The organism is Bifidobacterium asteroides, from assembly GCF_003202695.1.
Lineage (GTDB): Bacteria > Actinomycetota > Actinomycetes > Actinomycetales > Bifidobacteriaceae > Bombiscardovia > Bombiscardovia asteroides_G.
This window is the reverse complement of the sequence record NZ_QGLL01000001.1, coordinates 71010-94102: the sequence shown is the minus strand read 5'-3', so window position 1 is coordinate 94102 and position 23093 is coordinate 71010. Positions and strand designations below refer to the sequence as shown.

General features: G+C 60.8%; 18 protein-coding genes. 6 read left to right on the top strand and 12 right to left on the bottom strand.

Annotated elements, in window-relative coordinates; all coding sequences use genetic code 11:
- Positions 1 to 274: 274 nt before the first annotated feature.
- Both DKK75_RS00320 and DKK75_RS00315 read right to left on the bottom strand, forming a co-directional pair.
- Positions 275 to 1390 carry a class E sortase gene (locus DKK75_RS00320; RefSeq protein ID WP_110451488.1) on the bottom strand — a complete coding sequence of 372 codons (1116 nt, stop codon included), beginning with the start codon at positions 1388 to 1390 and terminating at the stop codon, positions 275 to 277.
- The gene (locus DKK75_RS00315; RefSeq protein ID WP_110451766.1) at positions 1391 to 2146 is read right to left on the bottom strand and encodes a DUF881 domain-containing protein; all 756 of its coding nucleotides are present in this window, start codon (positions 2144 to 2146) and stop codon (positions 1391 to 1393) included.
- A 90-nt stretch (positions 2147 to 2236) separates the two neighbouring features.
- Here DKK75_RS00315 and crgA point away from each other — a divergent pair, with 90 nt between their 5' ends.
- On the top strand, positions 2237 to 2677 hold the full coding sequence (crgA, locus tag DKK75_RS00310; protein ID WP_110451487.1) for a cell division protein CrgA: 441 nt from the start codon (positions 2237 to 2239) through the stop codon (positions 2675 to 2677).
- Positions 2678 to 3145: 468 nt separating this feature from the next.
- On the opposite strand, the gene DKK75_RS00305 is transcribed toward crgA, so the two are convergent.
- Positions 3146 to 3907 carry a rhomboid family intramembrane serine protease gene (locus DKK75_RS00305; RefSeq protein WP_258333090.1) on the bottom strand — a complete coding sequence of 254 codons (762 nt, stop codon included), beginning with the start codon at positions 3905 to 3907 and terminating at the stop codon, positions 3146 to 3148.
- Positions 3908 to 4061: 154 nt separating this feature from the next.
- Between DKK75_RS00305 and DKK75_RS00300 the strand changes: the two genes are divergently transcribed.
- Both DKK75_RS00300 and DKK75_RS00295 read left to right on the top strand, forming a co-directional pair.
- Positions 4062 to 4292, top strand: a complete 231-nt coding sequence (locus DKK75_RS00300) for a hypothetical protein (RefSeq protein WP_110451486.1) — start codon at positions 4062 to 4064, stop codon at positions 4290 to 4292.
- Between the two features lie 123 nt (positions 4293 to 4415).
- Positions 4416 to 4835 carry a sterol carrier family protein gene (locus DKK75_RS00295; protein ID WP_110451764.1) on the top strand — a complete coding sequence of 140 codons (420 nt, stop codon included), beginning with the start codon at positions 4416 to 4418 and terminating at the stop codon, positions 4833 to 4835.
- Between the two features lie 180 nt (positions 4836 to 5015).
- Here the strand turns inward: DKK75_RS00295 and DKK75_RS00290 are convergent, their stop codons facing one another.
- A complete protein-coding gene (locus DKK75_RS00290) occupies positions 5016 to 5399 on the bottom strand; it encodes a DUF3073 domain-containing protein (protein ID WP_110451485.1) in 384 nt (127 codons plus the stop codon).
- A gap of 153 nt (positions 5400 to 5552) precedes the next feature.
- Between DKK75_RS00290 and trpS the strand changes: the two genes are divergently transcribed.
- Complete coding sequence (trpS, locus tag DKK75_RS00285) at positions 5553 to 6641, top strand: tryptophan--tRNA ligase (protein ID WP_110451484.1); 1089 nt, start codon at positions 5553 to 5555, stop codon at positions 6639 to 6641.
- Here the strand turns inward: trpS and DKK75_RS00280 are convergent.
- The gene (locus tag DKK75_RS00280; protein WP_258333112.1) at positions 6638 to 8584 is read right to left on the bottom strand and encodes a threonine/serine ThrE exporter family protein; all 1947 of its coding nucleotides are present in this window, start codon (positions 8582 to 8584) and stop codon (positions 6638 to 6640) included. The two genes, trpS and DKK75_RS00280, sit on opposite strands and share 4 nt — an antisense overlap.
- A gap of 306 nt (positions 8585 to 8890) precedes the next feature.
- Here DKK75_RS00280 and DKK75_RS00275 point away from each other — a divergent pair, with 306 nt between their 5' ends.
- The gene (locus DKK75_RS00275) at positions 8891 to 11650 is read left to right on the top strand and encodes a phosphoenolpyruvate carboxylase (protein ID WP_110451482.1); all 2760 of its coding nucleotides are present in this window, start codon (positions 8891 to 8893) and stop codon (positions 11648 to 11650) included.
- A 407-nt stretch (positions 11651 to 12057) separates the two neighbouring features.
- Here the strand turns inward: DKK75_RS00275 and DKK75_RS00270 are convergent, their stop codons facing one another.
- The 5 genes from DKK75_RS00270 to DKK75_RS00250 form a co-directional block, all read right to left on the bottom strand.
- Positions 12058 to 13695 carry a glycoside hydrolase family 36 protein gene (locus DKK75_RS00270; RefSeq protein ID WP_110451481.1) on the bottom strand — a complete coding sequence of 546 codons (1638 nt, stop codon included), beginning with the start codon at positions 13693 to 13695 and terminating at the stop codon, positions 12058 to 12060.
- 45 nt (positions 13696 to 13740) lie between these two features.
- On the bottom strand, positions 13741 to 15861 hold the full coding sequence (locus DKK75_RS00265) for an alpha-galactosidase (protein WP_110451480.1): 2121 nt from the start codon (positions 15859 to 15861) through the stop codon (positions 13741 to 13743).
- Between the two features lie 101 nt (positions 15862 to 15962).
- A complete protein-coding gene (locus DKK75_RS00260; protein ID WP_110451479.1) occupies positions 15963 to 16823 on the bottom strand; it encodes a carbohydrate ABC transporter permease in 861 nt (286 codons plus the stop codon).
- A 1-nt stretch (position 16824) separates the two neighbouring features.
- The gene (locus DKK75_RS00255; RefSeq protein ID WP_110451478.1) at positions 16825 to 17811 is read right to left on the bottom strand and encodes a carbohydrate ABC transporter permease; all 987 of its coding nucleotides are present in this window, start codon (positions 17809 to 17811) and stop codon (positions 16825 to 16827) included.
- 25 nt (positions 17812 to 17836) lie between these two features.
- Positions 17837 to 19099, bottom strand: a complete 1263-nt coding sequence (locus DKK75_RS00250; protein ID WP_110451477.1) for an ABC transporter substrate-binding protein — start codon at positions 19097 to 19099, stop codon at positions 17837 to 17839.
- Positions 19100 to 19424: 325 nt separating this feature from the next.
- Between DKK75_RS00250 and DKK75_RS00245 the strand changes: the two genes are divergently transcribed.
- Complete coding sequence (locus DKK75_RS00245) at positions 19425 to 20438, top strand: LacI family DNA-binding transcriptional regulator (RefSeq protein WP_110451476.1); 1014 nt, start codon at positions 19425 to 19427, stop codon at positions 20436 to 20438.
- A gap of 148 nt (positions 20439 to 20586) precedes the next feature.
- Here the strand turns inward: DKK75_RS00245 and DKK75_RS00240 are convergent, their stop codons facing one another.
- Both DKK75_RS00240 and DKK75_RS00235 read right to left on the bottom strand, forming a co-directional pair.
- Entirely contained in the window at positions 20587 to 22338 is a 1752-nt protein-coding gene (locus tag DKK75_RS00240; RefSeq protein WP_110451475.1) for an FAD-dependent oxidoreductase, read from the bottom strand.
- Between the two features lie 120 nt (positions 22339 to 22458).
- On the bottom strand, positions 22459 to 23022 hold the full coding sequence (locus DKK75_RS00235; protein ID WP_015021096.1) for a peroxiredoxin: 564 nt from the start codon (positions 23020 to 23022) through the stop codon (positions 22459 to 22461).
- Between the last annotated feature and the right edge of the window lie 71 nt (positions 23023 to 23093).

Genomic DNA, 23093 nt, shown 5'->3' with positions numbered 1-23093 from the left:
GCCCCAGCCCTGTCGCCGATCCATCGAGTTGGGTCATATAGGGCTAGGCAGAGTGAATACGGGATGAATAGGGCGATGACTGCAGAGTCCACGTCATTAGGACTATGACCACAAGACCTGGCTACCAGACCATGGCCACTGGAGAGTCTTGGACAAGACCTTTGCCTTCAGCAATCACTTCCGGCAGTCGACAAGGCATGATTAGCAATAAGCGGCGGGGTCACAGAGTCATATTGGATCCTGTGGCCCCGCCGCTCTTCCTATGTCGCCTAGGTCAGAAGGCGGAGTAGTTGGACATCTGTTTGAGTATGGGCACGTTGTTAGCCAGCCACGGGAAGCCCCACTCCATCAAGGCACAGGCGAGAACCAGCAAGAGCAGAATCAGCAGGAGCCATCGGATCGGAGCTATGCCGGACTGGTGCCGCAGCAACCAGCCGTAGATGCTGACCATAGGCTGTGGCCGCTCACCCTCGCGGATTTGCCTTAGCAACGGGTAGCGCCAGGCCGCCAAGGCCGCCAGATAGATGATCAGATAGGCCGCCACCAGGGCCAGGAGTACCGGCTGCAGGGATCCCATCCTAGCCATAACTGAGCCCTTGTCGTCTGCAAATACCACATTGCCGCCCCGGTCACCCAGCAGTTCCTTGGGCACTCCGTCAGATACCTTGGCCCAGTAATCGAACTCGCCCCAGCTGATCCAGCGGTGGGTTGCCGTAGTGTACTTGGGCTCACAGGTGGTCAGTGTGATCATGCGCTGATCAGGAGCCGCGCCAGGCGAGTAGGGGTTGGAAGCGATGACGTTTACCTGGTCGGGAGAGACGATCTTGTATCGGGTGTAGTGGTAGACGTACCAGTAATCCTTGGTGCGCAGAACGATGGCATCACCCACTCGCAACTCGTCCACATGGCCTAGCGGCTCACCATATCCGGCGCGGTGTCCGGCTATGGCCACGTTGCCCAGCTCGCCCGGCATCTGCGTATTGGTGTAGTGTCCCAGTCCTGCGTAGGCAAGTTGGCGGGGCGATGTGCCCTGAACCACGTTGCGCTCCCAGTGCTCGCCGAAACGAGGAATGTACATTTGAGCCATCAGATCGCCCTCAGAGGCTTGCTTGGGCTGCACCGGAGGCGTTCCATTCTGAGGCTTGGCGACCTTGCGGGTGTCTCCCGATCCTGGGTCGCTCCAAGAAGTCGAAGCCCGGGCCTTCAGCTGCTGATGCTCGGACTGCACACCGGTCCACCAGAGCTGCCAAACCACGTACAGGGCGCAGATGACGGCCAGCGTAATCAGCAGCTCCCCGACGATCTCTGCTATGCCAACCAGCCAGTTTCGTCGTTTATCTGCCGGTTTATCGACCGACGTCCTGTCGTTCTCCGAACTTTCTGTCGTCATTTACCGTGCCTTCTCATCTAAGGATGCATACTGGAGGGGCTGCAGAACAGCCGTCGTCTTGGGGAATCTCAGATTGTCCGAAGACTCGACATCCCATCCTAGCCCTACCGTATTCACATATTCCTTGTAAATCCGGATGGACGGCGAAGCATCCAGGGACTTGGTCATCCGATCGACTGGCCCTATGGCTGAAATCTTATATGGCGGCGAGTACTTTCTACCGTGCAGCAGCAGCACATTGCCCACGCATCGCACGGCCGTGGTGGGCAGAACCCGCTGATCCTGGATCCTCATGGATTCGGCTCCCCCGGCCCAGAGCGCGTTGACCACGCTCTCCACATCCTGCTGGTGGATGACGTAATCGTTAATATTAGCCGTCGACCCGTCGGACCCCACCTTCTGCTGCCAGAGTGGGGAATCGTCAAGAGTCACCGTCAATCCGGGCCCTTGGACGGCCTTGAGCACTGTGCCCGAGCCGGGGTCTTCGCGGGCTTGGGCGGAGTTGTCCTTGTCGTCGTCGGTCAGGGTTTTCAGAGCGTTGATCTGGGAGCTCATGTCGTTGATGTCCTTGCGCAGCTCAGCAGCCTTGTTCTCGCGCTCCTCCACCAGCCCGGCCGTATCGGAAGTGACCGTGACCGTCCTGTTGACGCGAATGTTGGCGGTTAGCATGAACCCGACCAGGGCCAGCACTATAGCCACGGACAACGTGCCGACCAGAGACCTGCGCGCACCGTGCCGTCCCGTTCGTCTGGCCATGGGCATACCTTCATTCTTGTCTGCGATAGTATTACGTTCGAGTCTAACCGCTACTATGGCTTAGTAGATCTACTGAAGGAGAATAACCTCATGGCAGAGCATCAACTCCATGATGACGAGGACGAGGCGGTGGACGAGGCCACGAAGACCGAGACCGAGAGTAAGACCGCTGACACTGGCGAGGATGCCGAGGACGAGGAGTACGGCCTGTCCATGGATAAGGTAGAGGCCGTGCTCAACCAGAGCGTGGACAAGAAGCACATGACTCCGCAGATGCGCCGCATCGTGCAGCGCCAGGAGGAGAATACCCGCCGCGTAGAAGACACCATCAAGAACACCAAGGCCAATCCCCGCTGGTTCGTGCCTCTCTTCGTCACGCTGATGGTGGTGGGACTGATTTGGATCGTGGTCTACTACATCGCCTCCACTAGGGGCAATGTCTTCCCGATCCCCGGCATCGGCAACTGGAACTTGGCCGTGGGCTTCGGCATCCTGCTGATTGGCTTCCTCATGACTATGTGGTGGCATTGATCCAGCTGCATTGTTCTTCATCAACCCCGCAAGCGCTCAGGAACGGTTGCGGGGTCTTTTGCATACTCGCCCACATCCGGGTGTCCTGCATGTGCGGATTCAACCCTCAGGCCGTACCTATTCTTCCACTGTCTCTAAGCTTGGACCAAAGTTATCCACACTCGCCCGAATTTATCGTGGACAGTCTAGGAGATCCGCCCAAAGCCCTACTGCTAATAGGGTTTTGGGTTTACTTATCCACTTTTAACCGGTATATATGCACCAGATCTGAATACTTATTCCCAGGTTATCCACATGATTGTCAACAAATGTGGATAGATGACATCCATGTCATTTATCAATCACGTGAGCACAGCCAGGCAGGCGATGCAGCATGCGACGAGAGCACGACCCTGGGCGAGGAAAGCATGAAGACCTGACTGCGGAAGACAGGCTAGTTGGCCGTCAACAGCAGGTAGGCGCTGATCCTCAGTGCATGGGGTTGGCTATGTTGCAGGCCAGAGCCAATAGGACCAGGGCTGCCAGGAAGATCAACGTGGGCAAGAGCCAAGAGAGCAGGCCGCGCAACTGTGAGCCAGGTCGGCCCATGCGCAGCAGGACCAGCATGAAGAGGCCGCCGATCAGGAAACCGCCCACATGGTCCTGCCAGGCGATGCCGGGCACGAACAGGGGCATGCAGAAGTTGATGACCATCCAGACCACCATGGAACGGATGTCAATCCCCAGACGGCGGTAAACCACCAGAATGGCGGCGAACAGCCCGAAGAGCGCGCCGGAGGCCCCAATGGCCGACGTGCCCCATCCACTTGGCACTAGGACCGCATAGACCATGAGCCCTAGGTCTCCGCCCAACCCGCTGATCATGTAGAGGGCCAGAAACCGTCCATGCCCTATCAGTTTTTCCAGCACCGGCCCCACAACCCATAGGGTGATCATGTTGAAGAGAATGTGCGAAACATTGGTGGCATGCAGAAACATGTTGGTCACAAACATCCAGGGCTCATGAATGGCTGCAATCGGCGCAAAGGCCCAGTATCCCAACAAAAGCTGCTGGTAATGAAGCGGAGCCAGCAGGTACAGGGCCATCTGGATGACCCAGGCCACCAGGCAGATCATGGTGATGGCAGCAGTCACCACCGGCGCCTGGTCATCCCAACGCCGCCGGATTCGTCCCAGCGGCCCTCGACCGCTCCCTCCGCCTGCGAAACCGGTGCCCATTCCATTGACCATGAACCATACCTTACCCGACCGCCCGGCCCAGGGTGTGCGGTTTCCGTGCCGCAATGGCATCGATGTGCCCCACAGTTCGCCGTTTTCCACTAGGATGTTGACTAGGTCGGTCGAAGTGGGCAGGACCGACGAAAGTCGTCGAAAGGAGCCAAACATGGAGAAATCATCTTCAAACGGCTGGAAGTTCTTTGCTCTGCTCTTCGGCACGCTGCTGGCCGGCGTTGTCGCTCTGTTCGTATACAAGCAGCAGAACCCGGATTACGATCCCTGGGAGGAGCCTTGGGAGAACAGCTCATCGCCAGTCGACCTAGGCCTGGCCAAGGAAGAGGAAGACAAGGGGTCTGAGGATCCCGAGACCCCTCTTCAAGCGGGCGCACAGGCCTGACTGTTTCGGTCGGGAAGGAATCCGAACCAGCGTCAAGGACGTGAGGGCAACGGATTCCTTTTTTTCATGCCTGACCGCGGCATGCTGGACACGCCTGTTGGGGCGGCGCGTCACAATGGAACCATGAGTGCCATACGGGAAGCAGACGTGGAAGAAGGCCGCCGGGATTTTCTGGCCTGGCGCGATGCAGCCAAGGAGGCCGCAAGCAATCTGGGCTCGGAGGGTGACCGACTGACGGTGGCCCCCCAAACGGATAGGCGCAGCAAAGCCATGGCCGTCCGCTATTCCCTGCATATGCTGGAGATCAAGGCCCCCGGCCCCGGCGTGGAGGTCAGGGTGGCCCCCTGGGGGGCCGTCAAGATTCTGGACGGGCCGGCATCCGATCCGCACAATCTTACCCCGCCTGACGTAATCGAGCTAGATCCTGATGTCTGGTTGCGGCTAGCAGCCGGTATTACCAATTGGAATGAAGAAGCCGCCGCTGGACACATCAGCGCCGTAGGCGAGCGCGACGATCTGCATGAGCTGCTGCCGCTGGTATGACCACACTGCGACCAACAGCGACTACCGATGGCTGACAATCGCAAATATTACATAGCAAACAGCAACAAGTGGCCAGAAGCCAGACCCCGGATTCAGGCCGGAACCTTGACCGCTAGCCAGCTGCCTCTGTCGACCGGCCACTTCTACTAGCCGACTGCCCCTGCCAACTGACTGCTTGGGCTACTTGTCCGCCGACCCCTTGGCTGAGGCCTTATGATCCTTGTGGTGTTTGAGCGCGCTGGGTATGGGAATGGGTATGCGCTTGTGCGGCTTGGGAGTGGCTGGCATCTCCCCCGAGGTGGCCTTGGCAGCAGCCTCGGCGGCCCACCGGGCGTAATCGTCCAGATCATCGTCCGGGGAATCCTCGGGGTCCTGGCCCCCCGATTTGCGCGGATCCGGCTTGGAGTACTCCTCTTCAACCATTTTGAAGGGATCCTTGCCCCTGGTTCCGGGTTCCTTGCTGCTGAGCTCTTTGGCCAGCTCATCGTAATCCGTGTCCGTTGTCAGATATTTGAGCTTCCGGGCTATTTTCGTCTGCTTAGCCTTCTGACGTCCGCGGCCCATCCGACCCCCTTCGCCAGGTAACGTGCACTTAGGCAACTTGAATGTGAATTTGCATCATTTATGAGAGTACCACCTACGCATCTTGTCGGCTCGGACTTTTACCATAAAAGCAATTCCCAGAAGGACATTCGGCACGACGGCGAGGGTGGGACCATGCAGGAAGAAGAAGTCACAGCAGCAGGCAACGAGATCAGCGACAGCTTCAGAGCCGCGAAGCATCGTTCTGACCAGGTGCTGGCCGAACTGGACAAGAACCCGAGCCACTACACCATGCTGACCGGCGACCGCCCGACCGGCAGGCTCCATCTGGGCCATTACTTCGGCTCCATCCGCGAACGTGTTCAGATGCAGGATCGCGGCGTGCACACCAACATCGTCATCGCCGACTATCAGGTCATCACGGACCGTGACACCACCGAGCATATCCGCGACAACGTGCTCAACCTGCTCCTGGACTATCTGGCTGCGGGTATCGACCCCAAGAAGACCATGATCTTCACCCATTCGTCCACTCCTGCGGAGAATCAGCTGCTGCTGCCCTTCCTCTCCCTGGTGACCGAGGCCGAGCTCCACCGCAACCCTACCGTCAAGGCTGAGATGGAGGCCAGCGGCCATGCCCTGACCGGTCTGCTGCTGACCTACCCGGTCCACCAGGCCTGCGATATACTCTTCTGCAAGGCCAACGTGGTCCCCATCGGCAAGGACAACCTGCCGCATGTTGAGCTGACCCGGACCATCGCCCGCCGCTTCGACGAGCGCTACTCCGGCCAGGCCCCGGTCTTCCCCGAGCCTGATGCCATCCTGTCTGACACCCCTGAGATTCCGGGTCTGGACGGCCGCAAGATGAGCAAGTCCTATGGCAACTCCATCATGCTGGGCGCCACTGCGGAGGAAACAGCCAAACTGATCCGCAAATCGCCTACCGACTCCGAGCGCAGGATTACCTTCGACCCCATAAACCGTCCACAGGTCTCGGCCCTGCTGACCACAGCCGGTCTGGTGACCGACCGGAAGCCCGAGGAGATCGCCGAGGAGATCGGCAATGCCGGATCGGGAGCCCTCAAGGCCTACGTGACCAAGTCGGTCAACGAATTCCTGGCACCCCACCGCGAGCGCCGTGCTGAGCTGGCCAAGGACATGGACACCGTGCGCGACATCCTGGTCGAGGGCAACAAGCGTGCCAACCAGATAGCCGAGGAGACACTTGATCAGGTCCGCTCGGCCATGGGCATGCGCTACTAGACGTCGTACCGCCAGGAGCGGTCAGTAAGCACCCTGGCGGTGACCAGGCCGATAGGCAGGCAGATGATGACCATGAAGGCCCGGAAGGCCCAGTCCAGAGCATTAAGCGTATTGAACTGCCCCAGGTAGAACATGGCCCGGTACATATACAGGCCGGGCACCATGATGACGATGGAGGGCACGGTCAGACTGATTCTTGGGTAGCCCAAGTGGGGCGGCAGCAGACCATGACGGACCGAGGAGCGCCAGACCGTGGCCAGCATGCCGGCCAGGAAGGCGCCCAGAAAGGCCGCCATCTCCGGAGGGACTTGGAGCAGGTCCTGCATCTCCAGGCGCATGGTGTCGGTCAAAGCGCCAATGACGGCGGCCACCAGGGCCATGCGCTGGGGTGAGTTGAAGAGGACCGAGAAGCCCCAGACCCCGCAGAATGCTGCGATCATGCGCAGCCCGGCCATCAGCCAGGGGCTCAGGTTCATCGGTTCAAAGCCCTGCGGATTGAGCATAACCATCCTCGCCACGGCCCATCCGCCAAGTGTGGCCACCAGGATGATTGAGAAGGCATAGGTGATGCGCTGCACCCCCGATGGGAAGTCCAGCTTGGCGATGTCCAGACCGCCGGTGACCAGGGGGAAGCCGGGAATGACGAAGAGAATGGCGCCAATATAGGCCGTGTCGTGCCTGAGGGCCACGGGGTCGAAGAAGCCCGCCAGCCTCAACGTGCCGACGCAGGCCAGGGCAGCAACGATGACCGCCAGCCCGGTGGCAAAGAACTGGTTGATCCGCCTGCCCAGCATCTGGCGGCGCACCCACTGACCTATGCCAGCGCCGACAAAAGCCCCGGCCATGTCATAAGGGCCGCCGCCCAGCAGGAATACGAAGGCCGCGCAGGCCACGGCGGAGGCGAAGCCCGAGAAGAGGGGCGAATAGAGGGGTTTGCGTCGCTCGATCAGGTCTAGGCGTTCATGCGCCTGCCGGACCGTGATGCCACCCACTGCCTGCGGCTCTGAAGAGACGGACTCGTCAGAGGAGACAGCATTATCCGAGGATGCGGTTTCTTTGGAGTCTGTGGACTCTTTGAACGACGCGGACCAGTCGGAAGACACTGCCTGTTCGGAGGATGCGGCGCCATCGGAAGACCTGGCCTTCCCCTGCGCATGGCCTAGTGCTGACGTAGGCCGCGCAGACGCACGATCTTCAATGGGTTCAGCCCCAAAGTCACAGCTTCGGCTGGCTGCAGACGATCCAGCTGCTGCAGAACCAACTACACCCGAATCTGAATCCTTGACCACAGCATCGGCAGTAGCGGAAGCTGTCCTGGAATCTTTTGAATCATCCGAGGCTGCAGTGGTCGGCACGGCCTCCGAGCGAGGCGTAGAGCCTACGGTACCCAGACCGGCGGCCGTTCTGGTGTCTATGGCCGCCGCGTCAATTCGGCTCTGGCTGATCTCGTCCTGGTTGTGCACGGCGGCTGCCACCGCGTCCTTGAGCGCCTTGGCAGCCTCCTGGTCCTGGGCCAGCACCTCCTTGACCGCCTTGCGGGCCGCCGCGTAGATATTCGGCTCGTCCAGGTTGTCCACCAGCTCCCGAGAGACCACCGACATGGCGTGGTAGGTCCCCGCCTGCCCGCATTTGACGCTGAGCCAGTCGGCAAAGTGCTCCAGAAGCCAGATCCGTTCGGTGTTGACCCCGGTGGTAGGCAGGTCCACCACCTCGGTGATGCGGGACACCCCATCCGTGCAGGTGGCCTCGATGTCGGTCAGGTTGATGTCGGCCCGCACATGCACGCCCATGGGGTAGGCAATCCTGTGCATCATCTCGCGCACACGGAAGCTGCCGGTGCCGGCCCCCAGCTCCAGCATGCCCACCCGCACGATCAGGCTGGTCTTGGCCGCTATACAGGCCTCGACGATAGGCTTGTCATAATCGCGTTCAATGTCCTCCATATCCAGCGGAATGGAATGGGTGTGGTACTTGCTGACCCGTCTGACCTCGGCTGCGGCACTGCCGCGATGGCCATCCTTCGAACTCCTGCTCTTGAACTTCACACTCACATTCATACTCCACCCGGGTCACGTGCCGTTGCGCCGCCGCATGGGACCATGAAACGAATCTGACCAGAAAGCGTCCTAGAATAGGCCGCGAGCCATCGAACCGAAGGCTGTGGGCCTGCAACGCCGACCACCAATAACTGCGGAGGAGCCGTGGAATGGTCGAAGACCGGGCAACCTGCGATTCGACAAGGAGGACTGATGACAGACAGTAATCAGCAAATCACGGCTGCCGATGCGACCCTGGTCACATCCGGCACCGGAACCAAGGGCCCGGAGGAACGCAAACTGCCTCAATCGTTGGATGAGGATATGGCCTTGTGCCTGCGGCTGCTCAGGGATGTGTTAGGGGAATTCGATCAACAGCTGCTCAAACGGTTTGATTCACTGCGCGAGGACGTGATGACGGCCAGCGCCGAGCACTTCAACCGCCACCCTTCGGATCCGGTGCCCGACGAGGACGGCCTGGCCAAGGCTGTGGCCCTGATCGACGACACTTCAGTCAAGGATTCCCAGCTGCTGGCCCGCGCTTTGACCACCTACTTCCATCTGGCCAACCTCTGCGAGGAGAACTACCGGGTCAAGGTCCTGCATGAGCGCGAAGGCAGGGTGAACCTTGAGGCCAAGGGCACCGACCCCATCAACGAGATGACCAGCGCCTACAGCCAGCTCCTTCAGGAGATGGGCCCGGCCAAGGCCTCGGAGCTGCTGGAGAAGCTGGAGTTCCACCCCGTCTTCACCGCCCACCCCACCGAGGCGCGGCGCAAGGCCGTGGAGGGCAAGATCCGGCGCATCGCCAACCTGCTGGCCGTTCGTCGCGGTCTGGGCGGTTCCGAGCTGGAGGAGAACGAGCGTCTGCTGCACAACGAGATCGACGCCCTCTTCCGCACTTCGCCCATCGCAGCCAAGAAGCCGACGCCCGTCGAGGAAGCCAACACCATCCTGGACATCTTCGATGCCACGCTCTTCGAGACCATTCCCAGGGTCTATCGCCGCTTTGACGACTGGATGCTGGGCAAAAAGGCCGGCATGGTCAAGCCCGTCTGCCCCGCCTTCTTCCACCCGGGCAGCTGGATCGGCTCCGACCGTGACGGCAACCCCAATGTGACCGCCAAGGTCTCGCGCAGGGTGGCCCGCAAGTTCTCCGATCACATGCTCGAAGCCCTGGTCAACGCGACCACCACCGTAGGTCGCAACATGACCATGGAGGTGACCACCACGCCTCCCAGCCCCGAGCTGAGGAGCCTGTGGAGCCATCAGAAGGAGATGAGCGAGCGTCTGACCGACAGGGCCACCACCATCTCGCACAACGAGCTGCACCGTGCCGTAGTCCTGGTCATCGCTGACCGCCTCCAGGCCACCATCCAGCGAAACGCCGACCTCATGTATGCCGACTGCGACGACTTCATCGCCGACCTGCGCGTGGTCCAGGACTCCCTGGCCAAGGCGGGCGCGGTCCGTCAGGCCTACGGCCCCCTGCAGGATCTGATCTGGCAGGCCCAGACCTTCGGCTTTCACATGGTGGAGATGGAGTTCCGCCAGCACTCCCTGGTCCACGCCCGCGCTTTGGAGGACATCCGCGAGCACGGCCTGCATGGCGAGCGCGGCGAACTTCAGCCCATGACCCACGAGGTGCTCGACACCTTCCGGGCCCTGGGAGCCATCCAGAAGCGCAACGGCCAGAAGGCTGCCCGTCGCTACATCATCTCCTTCACCAAGTCGGCGCAGAACGTCAAGGACGTCTACGAGCTTAACCGGCTGGCCTTCGAGCATGCCGAGGACGTGCCGGTCATCGATGTAATCCCCCTGTTCGAGCAGCTGGAAGATTTGCAGAATTCGGTGGACGTGCTGGAGGAGATCATCAAGATCCCCGAGGTCCAGTCCCGGCTCAAGGAGACCGGCAACAAGATGGAGGTCATGCTGGGCTACTCCGACTCCTCCAAGGATGCCGGTCCCGTCTCGGCGACCCTGGCCCTGCACTCCGCCCAGGAGCGCATCGCCAAGTGGGCCGAGAGCCATGACATCGACCTGACCCTCTTCCACGGACGCGGCGGCGCTGTCGGACGCGGCGGCGGTCCCGCCAATCGGGCCGTGCTGGCCCAGCCTGTAGGTTCGGTCAACTGCCGGTTCAAGCTGACCGAGCAGGGCGAGGTCATCTTCGCCCGCTACGGCAACCCGGTCCTGGCCATCCGCCACATCGAATCCGTGGCTGCGGCCACCCTGCTCCAGTCCGCGCCCAGCGTGGAGGAGCGCAACACCACTATGACCGAGAAGTACGCGGACATGGCCGACAAGCTGGACCAGGCCGCCCATGAGCGCTTCCTGGACCTGCTGCATACGCCGGACTTCGCCCCTTGGTTCTCCATCGTGACGCCTCTGAACGAGATCGGCCTGCTGCCCATCGGCTCACGGCCCGCCAAGCGCGGACTGGGAGCCAAGTCCTTGGACGATTTGCGGACTATACCCTGGGTCTTCTCCTGGGCGCAGGCACGAATCAACCTGGCCGCCTGGTACGGTCTGGGCACCGCCTGCGAAAAGTTCGGCGACCTGGAGACCTTGCGTCAGGCCTATGAGGAATGGCCGCTCTTCAGCACCTTCATCGACAACATCGAGATGAGCCTGGCCAAGACCGACGAGCGCATCGCCAAGATGTACCTCTCCTTGGGCGACCGGGACGACCTGAGCCAGAAGGTCCTCTCGGAGATGGAGCTGACCCGTAAGTGGGTTCTGCAGATCGTGGGCGACGAGTGGCCCCTGCAGCATCGCCACGTGCTGGGCCAGGCCATCCGGATCCGCTCCCCTTACGTGGATGCCCTCTCGGTCACCCAGGTGCGCGCCCTGCGCGCCCTGCGTCGTCGCAACGACAAGGAGGAGCTCAGCAAGAGCCAGCAGGCCGACTTCATCTACCTGATTCTCTGCACTGTTTCAGGAGTCGCCGCCGGCCTGCAGAACACCGGCTGATCGCCTGGCATTTTGTTCTGCCGAATGGGAATGAAAACAAGTGTGCACCCCTTAATTCCCATCCAGGAGCTGTAAAATGACGGCTGGTCCGGTCCAGGGTTGAATAGCCCTCGCCGGACTGACCGTCATTTTTTCATTGCGCCAGCTATGAGTGCCACCGTTGACAGGCTGAACTGTCAGAATTATTGCGCGGTGATAGGATTGCAACAACTATACAAAGGTGCAGATATCAATGACTTACACTGACTGTGATGGGAGGCGGTCGGCAGGGTTCTTGGAAGACTCCGTAGATGACGCTATCGAATACTAACCACTTACTTCGCATGAGTAAGGCCGGATTTCGATCACTGTAATCCGGCAAACCGGCGGCTGTGCGCATCCCCAACCAGCACGGCCGCCATCTACTTCTAAACAGCGGAAAGGTACCCGTCGTAACGCTCGGGCATATCTGTGAACTCCAGACCAGCTGGCTGATACCAGGAGTATTGGCGGACGCCGCCGCCATCAGTCCAGATTTCAGGGCAATCGTTGACCAGCCAGTCCGACGGAATGGCATGGACTCCACCGGTCGAAGCCATGGCCAACGCCTGCCTGAGCTGGCCCTCCTGGTCGGCGGTCAGGCTGCCGGGGCGAGCTGAAAAGAAAAGCGGGGTGCCGGTCCGCGCCAAGAGGTCCATCCACTGACGGTTGAGCTCCCAGTCGATTGTGTCGGATATGCCCACGCAGTCGGCGTCGGTGGCGTAGAAGCTCCCGTTCTGGGGCAGACGGAAGGCCAAAGTATTGACCCCGATCTGCCTGGTCCGCTCCCACTGCAAGCCGCTGGTGTCGTCGCCGGTCCGGTTGATCTGCATGAAGCCAACGCCCAGGTGGCCCACCACATTGCACCCCTGAACCAGCATCCCGGCCTTGGTGGCCTGCTCGAAGATGGCCCGGTAAAGCTGCTTGACCACCTGGGCGCTGGTCAGGCTTCGGTCGTAGAAGTGCCAGCCGTCCTGGCTGGGCCAGGGGTTCATCTGGAAGCCCCACCTGCCCAGCAGGTCGAAGGTGCTGAAATCATGCTTGACCAGCTGGTAGCCCCACTCCCCCAGCTGAGCGATGTCCTGACGGATGTAGTCCAAGGCCTGCGGGTTCGAGGGGTCCAGGCATCCGTTGTGCGGAAGCCTGGATTGGTCGGCAATGGTCTCGTCCTCGTTAAGGAGCGGGCGGTACCAGATGCCGGGCGTGACGCCCATGGCCTTGATCTGGTCGGCCAGGGCGCCCATGTCACCGAACTTCTCATTGCCACGCCGCCAGGGGCCGCCATTGTAGTCCTCAAGCCGGTGGTGGTCCTGCCAACCGTCGTCGATGACCATGGTGGGGCGGTGGGCGTTGCCCTGAGTCAGGTCGGCCAGATATTCGGCATCGGCAAGAATCCGGGAGCGGCTGGAGTCCCCGTAGGCGTAGTACCAGTTGTTGCTCCCGTATACCGGTACGGGGGGCATAAGGCCGTTGCGGCTGATTCGGGAGCAGAAGTCACTGGCCACAACAAAGACCGAGCCGCCCGTCCGCTCCTGGAGCGGATATTGCAGGCAGATGATGGTGGCCGCTTCAAGCTCCCGCCCATCCAGAACCAGTCCAGCGCCGCCGTTGCGCAGGTCCAGAAAAAGAGTGATGCCAGCCGTATCGACCTGCCAGAAGCAGAAGGCGTTGGCACCGGTGGCCACCCCATACCCCTCGGCCTGCTCCTGACCCGCAGCAAGGAAGTACCAGGGCATGAACCGGTTGGCGCGCATGGTCTGGAAACCCATGCGGCCGTAGCCACGCTCCCAGGCGTCGCCCAGGTAAAGGTCATCGGAGGACATGGGCTTGGTCCAGCGCAGGGCCAGGGACCGGATGGGGGTGGAGCCGGCGGTCAGGCTGACCTTGAGAGCAGACCCGCCTGTGAGGGTGACCCTCGCATCGGGGGCTGTCCGGAAGGGCCTGCCTGCGGGCGCCGTCTCCCTGTCGGCATCGGTAGTCAGCGTGATCCAGTCCGGCTCTCCTAGGCTAAGGCTGGTTGGGTTCATGATTCAGCGCTCCTTCATCCCTGTGGCGTGGCAGATGGCGGCAGGTCAGACCCGGACCAGGTCGATCAGGCGAATGGTCTCAGGCTGACAGCGGGGTATGCGAATGCCCACGCGCTCCAGATAGGTGCCGCTGACCTCAGCGGCGCCCAGCGGACCCGTCGGATCCAGGTGCTCCAGTGAAGCCCTGGGCTCGGCGGGGCCAGTCCAGGCCAGCCGATAGCGGGCCTTGGAGTCCAGTCCGGGGATACGTAGACAAACGCCACGATTATGCAGGGATTCATCCAACTGGACATGGGCTAGGATGGCACGGCTGCGGTCGGGGGCCACCACACCATGAGCCAGGACCGAGGGGTCAGCCACGTCCAGGCGGACCACGCGTCCGGAGTGGAGGAAGCCCCGGTTGGCCTTGTACCAGGTAATCCACTCCTTGAGCCGCTCCAGGTCCTCCTCGCTGGCCTGGCGAATGTCCCACTCGATGCCCATGGACCCGAACACGGCCGTGCCCGCCCGAAAGTCCAGGCTGTAGGTTCTGCCGGTCTGCTGTGAGGAGGGCTGGGAGATGTGGGCACCGATGTACTCAGGTGCCACGGTCTGCTCGGTCCAGCGCTGGATCATCTGCCTGCTCAGGGCGTCGGTCATGTCGGAGTTCCAGAAGCGGCGAATCTTCTCGATCACGCCCAGATCGATGCGGCCGCCGCCCGAGGCGCAGGATTCCCATTCCACCTTGGGGAAGCGAGCGCGAAGGGTGTCCAGAAGGCGGTAATAAGCCAAGGTCTGTTCATGGATGGCCGGCGCGCCGCCATGAGCCTGGGAGCCAGCCTCAAGAAGGTCGCGGTTGTGGTCCCATTTGACGTAGTCGATTTGGCAGGACTCCAGAACCCGGGTCATAGCCTCAAGCACATGGTTGAAGGCCTGGGGGTAGGTCAGGTCCAGGACCAGCTGGTTGCGCTGCAGCTCCGGATTTCTGGAGGACGCCCTCATGACCCACTCAGGATGGTTGCGGAAGGCATCCGAATCAGGGTTGATCATCTCCGGCTCGAACCAGAGGCCAAACTGCATCCCTAATTTATGGACATAATCAACTAAAGGCTCCAGGCCTCGGGGCCAGACGGCAGGGTCCACCCACCAGTCGCCCAGACCGGCCCTGTCGTTCCGGCGCAAGTGGAACCAGCCGTCGTCCAGGACAAGACGCTCCACCCCGATGCGGGCTGCCCGGTCGGCTAGGTCGCGCAGGGTCTCGAAGTCGTGGTTGAAGGTGATGGCCTCCCAGACGTTCAGGATGACCGGCTGCTCCTGGGGGTGCTCGGGCAGGGTACGCTCCCAGGCATGCAAGCTGTTCATGATCGGATCCATGCCATGGTCGGAGGCCGTGACCACAATCCAGGGCGTGCTGTACTCCTGGCCCTGATCCAGAACCACCTCGCCGGGCAGAAGAAGCTCGCCAGCGCTGACCCCGGCCGGGGTGGCGCTGTTCCGGTCCACCCGGAGCACAGTGTTCCCGCTCCAGGCGGGCTGGACGCAGAGCACCCTGCCATGATGGAAGTTGAACCCGGGAGTGCCCACCATGATCACGGGCCCCTCGAATCCGGTTCGGCCCCAGCGAAACTCGCGCACCCAGGCTCCGTCGGCCAGGTCATGGCGCTGGGGGCTGCGCTCACGTTCGTGCCTGCCAGCGAAGTCCAGAATCTGGGTCTGCTGGTCATCCAGGGGCAGGCGAACCTCCAGACCCTCCACAAGGAAGGGATCGGCGCCCAGGTTGCGCAGGATATGACGAATCCGCAGGGAACCGCCGGCCATGGCCTCCACCCTGGTCTCCAACCCAAGCTGAGCGTCCTCGTCACAGGCCTTGATGGTCAGTGACTCAGCGGTCTGCCCGGGCTGGCCTTCCACTAGAAAACGCGGCGACCAGGAGCGTCCAGCCTGGAGGCCTTCGGGACCCGAGACGATCCGATGCCCGGTCAGGCCCGGATGCAGATAGGTGTTCTGCGCATGCTCCAGCAGCAGGGGCGAATGGCTTGACGTCCGGGCGGGGGTCTGTTCCAAGCCATTCAGATCGGGGCCTGCATACAGTCCCCTGATATCAGGAATATCGGCACCCGGTGTAATGGGCCCCAGGGCCATGCAGGTGAGTGGCTGATCCGAACGGACCGACTGTGGAAAGAGCATGAAAAATCCTTTGGTAACTACGACACTAATGTGCAAAAACAACGATGCTTGATGAACCAGCCGCCCGCTCCACTGCCATTGGGCGGGTCCTGATTGATAGACTACTTGACTGCTCCGGCAACCATCCCCGCTATGAAATACCTTTGCAGGAACATGTAGGCGACCACCATGGGGGCTGCAGCAATCAGGGAAGCCGCTGCGGCAACGCCCAGATTGTTGGTATTAGCCGAGAAGAAGGAGGCCACACGAGGGGCAATGGTCTGGGCCGAGGGATCAGTCAGGATGTAGCTGGACAGGGCGTAGTCGTTCCATACTGTCGAGCCGGTCATGATGACCACGGTCGCCGTTACGGGCTTGAGCATGGGCAGGACCAGACGCATGAATACCTGGAGCCGGTTGGCTCCATCCAGCTCACCGGCCTCATCAATCGCCGGGGGGATTGCCTTGATGAAGGCCGTGTAGAGGAAGACGGACAGGGGCAGGTTGGTGGCCGTCAGCACCACAATGATGCCCCAGTAGTTGTTCACCCCGCCGATCTTCACTAGGAAGGAGTAAAGGGGAACCAGAATGCTCAAGGGCGGAATCATCATCATGGAGAGGATGAAGGCCGAGACCAGCTTGTTGAACCGAGTCAGACGACGAGCCAGGGGATAGGCAGCAGCCGCTCCCAGTATGCAGACCAGGGCCGTCGTCCCCACGGTCACCACCACGCTGTTGAGCACGGACTTGAGGATTCCGCCTTCGTTGACGGCCTCTGACCAGTTGGACCATGCCATATCGTGGGTGGGCATGCTCAGGGCCGAGCTCAGATCGTCCGAGGGCTTGAGCGAGGTGGTGATGGCCAGATAGAAGGGCAGCAGCTGGCAAAGGCAGACAATGGCCAGGAAGAGGTAGATGGCCCAGCGCCCACGCTGGTATGACCGCTCGGCAGGGGTCATCGCATTCGTGTTCTTGCTAGCCATGTCAGGCCTCCCAATCCAGCTTGGCCAGTCCCTTGTTGACCAGCCAGGTCACGATGGCAATCAGGACGAAGAGGAAGACTCCGATAGCCGAGGCATACCCGGCCGCCTGGTTGTCGAAGTAGATCGTGCCGATATAGGTCGAGATGGAGTTGGTGGCATACCCGGGGCCGCCGCCTGTCAGCACCTTGACCATGTCGTAGAGCTTCAATCCTCCGATCAGGTTCAGAACCACGCTGGTCGTGAATGAAGGCGCCAGCAGAGGCAGGGTGATATTCCAGAACTTCTTCCAGCCGGAGGCCCCATCGACTTCGGCGGCCTCGACCACCTCCTGGTCCATGGTCTGCAGACCGGCCAGGTAGATGATCATGGAGACGCCGACGAACTGGATGGAATTCACCAGCACGATGATGCAGACCGAGAACCCAGCATTGTTGAACCAGGCCACCTTGTGCAGACCCAGCGCCGTCATGACGGCATTCAGGGCGCCCTGCTGGTACTGGAAGACGAAGTAGTACATGATGCCCATGATGACCGGGGCCACCAGAGCAGGCAGGTAGATGATGGCCCTGATCAGGGTGCGCCCCTTGATCTTGGCGTTCAGCAACAGCGCCAGAGCCAAGCCCAGGATCTGCTGGAGCACTGTGCTGCCGATGCCGTAGATGAAGGTGTTGATGACCACCTGCTTGAAATTGGTGTCGGTCAGCATCTGCTTGTAGTTGGCCAGCCCCACGAAGGACTTGGCCTCGTTGTACCCGTCCCAGTTGGTCAGAGAAAGCCCGATCCCCGACAGGAGCGGATAGATGATGAAGACCACCAGGAGGATGACGGCAGGAAGATAGAAGAGATTGATCGAGGCACCCCTGAAGCGGCGACGACGTGGAGAGGGACCCCTGCCCTGGCCGACGGATGCATCCCTGCCATCCCCATGTAACGGTGATCCGGATTGGGTGTCCTGCAAAGGAATCGCCCCTGAGCGACTATCTGTCATAACTCGACTCCTCTTGGTCTGCTGATCAGGAAGACTTCTGGCCATACAGGCTGTTGAAGGAGGTCTTGACCTGATCCGCAGCGGCCTGTGCAGTCAGCTGACCGGTCAGCAGACCGTCGGTCGACTTGGCCAAGGTGTTGTACATGCCGTTGGGCAGATACTTGCGGTCGAAGAAGGGAACCAGCTTGGTCTTCTTCTCGTTCACCCAGTAGTTGTAGGTCGGTTCGAACTGCCCCAGCGCGGACTTGACGCCGGTCAAAGCCGAATCGTTCATACTCACGTCGACCAGCTTCTGCAGGTTTTCAGGCTCAGCCATGAAGTCGATGAACTTCAGCGCCGCATCCTTGTTCTTGCTGGTCTTTGAGACGCCGAAGGTCAGCGTGTCCTCACCTGTCGAGAAGTAGGGCTTGCCGACCTCGGCGGGAACCGGCATCATGCCCAGCTTGACGTTGGGGTTGTAGGACTGAATCAGCTGGGAGCTGCCGTTGGCGCGGAAGGAGAAACCGACCTTGTCCTGGGCCATCAGCCTGGAGATGTCATCCTGGGAGGCGGAGGTATAGTCCACATTGAACCAGCCGTCCTTGGCCCACTTGGCCACTCTGGAGGTGTACTTCTCGTAGACTGCGGTATCGAACTTGCCTTTGGAGAGATCCTTGAGCTGGCTTTCGTCATACATGCCCGGAAGCATGTAGTCGGCGATGTCCCCATTGGGGCCCGCATCCTTGTTAGAGGAGATGAGCGGAGTGTATCCGGCGGCTTTCAGCTTCGTGCAGGCCTGCTCAAAAGCGTCCCAGGTGCCGATGGACTTGGGATCGATGCCTACCGCATCCAGAACCGTCTGGTTGTACATGATGCCCGAAACCTGGATGTCGGCGGGAAGAGCGTAGAACTTGCCGTCCTTGGTCTTGAAGACATCATTGCCTATCGGCTTGAGTCGCTTAGCCCAGGGTCTGTTCTGCAGCGGCTCCAGGAAGTTGCCATACCGGTCGCGTGACCAGCCGTGGGTGTTCCAGATATCCGGAGGGTTGTGGCCTGCCAGGCGAACCTTGATGTCATTCTCATTGTTATTGGTGCCGGGAACCATCTTGATGGCGATGTCCGGATTCTTTGCCTCGAACTTCTTGCCCAGACCCTGAAGAGCCTTGAGCTGGGGGGTTCCCGTCGACTGCATAGTCATGAATTCCACGGTCTTCCTGCCCCCTGAGGAGGAAGAGCCACAGGCAGCCAATGAGGTTATTGCCATAGCGCAGCAGATGCCGACCGCCGCCACCGTCTTGATCTTATTCATCAACTACTCCTTCGTAGGTTGCTTCTTTGCCAAACCTGCTCCAAGAGAACCGGAACTGATTTCGTGTCTCTAAATATACACGAGTAGATTAATCTGTCAAATATTTGCTTCTAATTACTCGCGGCGTTTCTTTTGATAACAAGAACTCTGATGATAACTCAATATTTGCGGCTATTTTCTTTGATTTTTAATCATAGCAGAGCATGTGCAGACCAATCGACGATACCGGGAAACCTGAACCGGATGTTATATCAATTCGAGTAGATTCTGTATTCCGGGTAGCATAAACTGAGACTGGCGCATAGGCAGATGGGAACGAATTCGGATGGCTGCAAACAACAAAAATCACCGACAACACAGAAGGGCCACACGCACGGATGTGGCCAAGCTGGCCAATGTCTCCACGGCTGTGGTCAGCTACGTCTTCAACAACGGGCCCAGGGCCGTGGCCCCGGCCACATCCAAACGAGTGCACGAGGCGGCGAAGCTGCTGAACTATCATCCCAACCCTACGGCGCGAGCCCTGCGTACCGGGTATTCCAAGATGCTTGGGGTCATAGTTCCGGATTCGTCCAACCCTTTCAGCGCCGGCATCTACGACGAGCTGCAGACGGTGGCCATGCGACGGGGATACTCGGTCCTCTTTATGAACGTGCGCAGCGACCCGGATTTGGAGGAGCAGGCCATGAGACAGCTCATAGAACGCAACGTCGATGCTATCTTCCTCTCATCCTCACGCAGCTACGCACAGCTGAGCATGGCCCATCTGCAGGAGAGTCGTTTCGTCTTCATGGACCAGCCTCACAGGGTGACTCATGCCAAGAGCGTGTCGACCGATTTCTTCCACTCTGGCCTGACCGCCACCCAACACCTGATCGAGCACCGGCATTGCAGCGTTGACATGCTCTTTGGCGGTTCTCCCGACGACCGCGGCGATGCCCGTATCCAAGGCTGGTATGCGGCCCACCAGAACGCCAACCTTCCTGCCGGCAGGATCCGCCAGGCCTTCTTCACGCGTGAAGGCGGCTACCGCGCCACCTTGGATCTGATCGACAGCGGCAGGCTGCCCCAGGCCATCTTCGCCGGATCGGACCTGGAGGCCATGGGCGCTCTTCGGGCTCTGCACGAGCGCGGACTGCGCATTCCCGAGGACGTGGCCATCGTCTCCTTCGACGGCACCATCGACTCCCTCTATACCTGGCCTCAGCTGACTACCATGCAACAGAACACCGAGAAGATCGCCGCCTGCGCCATGAATGCGGCCTTAGAGCCTAATCAGGTCCCCGACGTGCAGCTGATCAAGGCGGATCTGGTCATCCGTCACTCCTGCGGCTGCTGATAAAGCAAACCGTACAAATTGTGGATAACATCCATAATTTTTCATCAATGCCGACCTGCAGCATGCATCAGAAAGGGCGCTGGCACCATCGCCGCAAAGGCGGTAACGCCAGCGCCCTTTCAGGCCCTGTTCTGGCTCCGACCCAGGGTCAGGCCCCGATCAGATCCAGCATTTCAGGAACGGACTTCTTGCCGAACTCCACGGTCTCCTGACCATCCTTGCGGATCACGATGCAGGGGACGCTCATGACCTGATACTGGTCTTTCAGCTCGGGGAAGTGGGCCAGGTCGTAGGCCTCGGCCCGCACCTTGCCGTTCTGGGCCGCCACCCGCTGCGCGGACAGGACTGTGGTCGGGCACATAGTGCAGGTCAGGGAGACCAGCATCATCACGTCCACCTGATCCTTGATGGCATCGATCCGGTCCGAGGTGGGCTGATCCACCTGCTGGCCAGGGCCCGCCGCGTTGTAGAGGGCCAGGACGAAGGAGTTGAACTCGTGACCGCTGGGCACGCCATGGAAGGCCAGCCCGGTCGGCTGGGAGACGCCCTGATCGTCCAGCCGACAGATGCGCACGCTGGGCCGGGCATCGGGCAGGTCGCTGGCGGGATCGTAGTCCTTGCCGTCCTCATCCGTGCGGGAGTCGACCCTGGAGGTCAGCCTGCCGTCGGAAAGCCCGACCAGCTCGTCCACTAAGGCCTCCAGCTCCTTGGAGACCTGGCTGCCGTCCAGATCCAGGGCCAGCTCCAGCTTCCCAGTCATCTTGCCGAAGACCATGTCCAGCTGCTTGCGAATGTCCGGCCCGAAGAAGCCGGAGGTCTTGGCCGGGGCCTGCTCGTGCTCCTGGGCCACCGGCGCAGGCGAGGTGCCCGAGGCCAGGGCGGAGTTTTCAGCCTGACGCTCGGAGCGGGCGTAAGGGGAATCCTCGGGCCGGGGCGGCACCAGGCCGGTCTTGTCCGACATATTGGAGGCATAGCGCTCCAGCTCCACGGCAGCCACAGCTCCGTCGGCGGTGGCAGTGATGACCTGCCGCAGGTTCTTGACCCGCAGATCTCCGGCGGCGTAGATGCCCGGCACCGAGGTTTCCAGGTAGTCGTGGGTCAGCACGTAGCCGTGATCGTCCAGATCCACCACACCCTTGAGCATGCCGGTCTGGGGCACGTACCCGGCGAAGACGAAGACGCCGAAGGTACCGCCGTCCTGGGGCTTCCAGGTAGTGGTCTGCCCGCTCTTCCGGTCCAAAATGGTGGCCTCGACCAGTCCGCCAGGACCTGCGGAGACGCCTTTGAGCTCAGTGGAGTAGTGGATTTCGATCTTGTCGTTGTTCCGGGCCTCGTCAGCCACGGCGGCGTCGCATGTGAAGTCCTCCTCGCGCACCAGCAGGGTCACCTTGGTGGCGTACTTGGTCAGGAAGACCGACTCCTCGGCTGCCGCGAACCCGCCGCCGACCACCAGGACCTCGCGCCCGGTGAAGAACTCGCCGTCGCAGGTGGCGCAGTAGGCCACACCACGGCCCGCGTACTCCTGCTCGCCTTGGAAGCCTATCTTGCGAGGGCTGGCACCGGTGGCGATCAGAATGCCGAAGGTGCGCAGGTCGCCCCTGGATGTGTGGACCACTTTGATGTCGCCCTGAGCCTCAATGCCCGTGGCCTCGGCGCTCATGAACTCGGCCCCGAAGTTCTGGGCCTGCTGGCGCATGGTATCGGTCAGCTTGCGGCCGTCGGTGCTGGCCACGCCCGGGTAGTTGACCACGTCGGCCGTGATGGTGATCTGGCCGCCGAAGTCGTCCTTCTCCAGGATCAGGGTGCGATACCGCGCTCGAGCCAGGTAGAGTCCTGCGCTCAGACCTGCAGGACCGCCGCCGATGACTACCACGTCATAGAGATTCTTGTCTTCCGTCATGAATGCCTCTTCCGAAGGAATGCACGGATGTGCTGTTTTGGATGCTGATCGTGAATACAGAAAAGGGAACCCGCCCTGGTCGCTTCCGATCGGCGAGTTCCCGATGTTGGCAGCTGCGGATCAGAGCTGGCCGACCAGATCCAGGCTGGGCTCAATGGTGTCCTCGCCAGGCTCCCACTTGGCAGGGCAGACCTGATCGCCATGCTCATAGACGAACTGGGAAGCCTGGACGCGGCGCAGCAGCTCGTCGGCGTTGCGGCCCACGTTGGAGGAGATGACCTCGTAGGCCACGACCTTGCCTTCAGGGGTCAGAATGAAGTCGCCGCGCTCGGCCTTGCCCTCGGCCTCGTTATAGGTCTGCAGATCCTTGGCCAGGGTTGCGGTCGGATCAGCCAGCATGGGGTACTGAACCTTGGCGATCTTCTCATTGGCCTCGTGCCAGGCCTTGTGGACGAACTCGGTATCGCAGGAGACGGAGTAGATCTCACAGCCGATCTTCTTGAAGTCCTCGTACTTGCTGGCCAGATCCTCCAGCTCGGTGGGGCAGACGAAGCTGAAGTCCGCAGGGTAGAAGAAGAGCAGGGACCAGTGGCCCAGCAGATCCTTCTTGGAGACCGGGAAAGTCTTGTTATCCTGGTAGGCCTGCGTGGTGAACTCAGTCAATTCGTGCTGAAGCTGTGACATGAAAAATCCTTTCGGGAGCGTTGGGAACGTCGGCCTGAAGCCGAACCTGTCTCCGTGTTTCATGCTAGTCA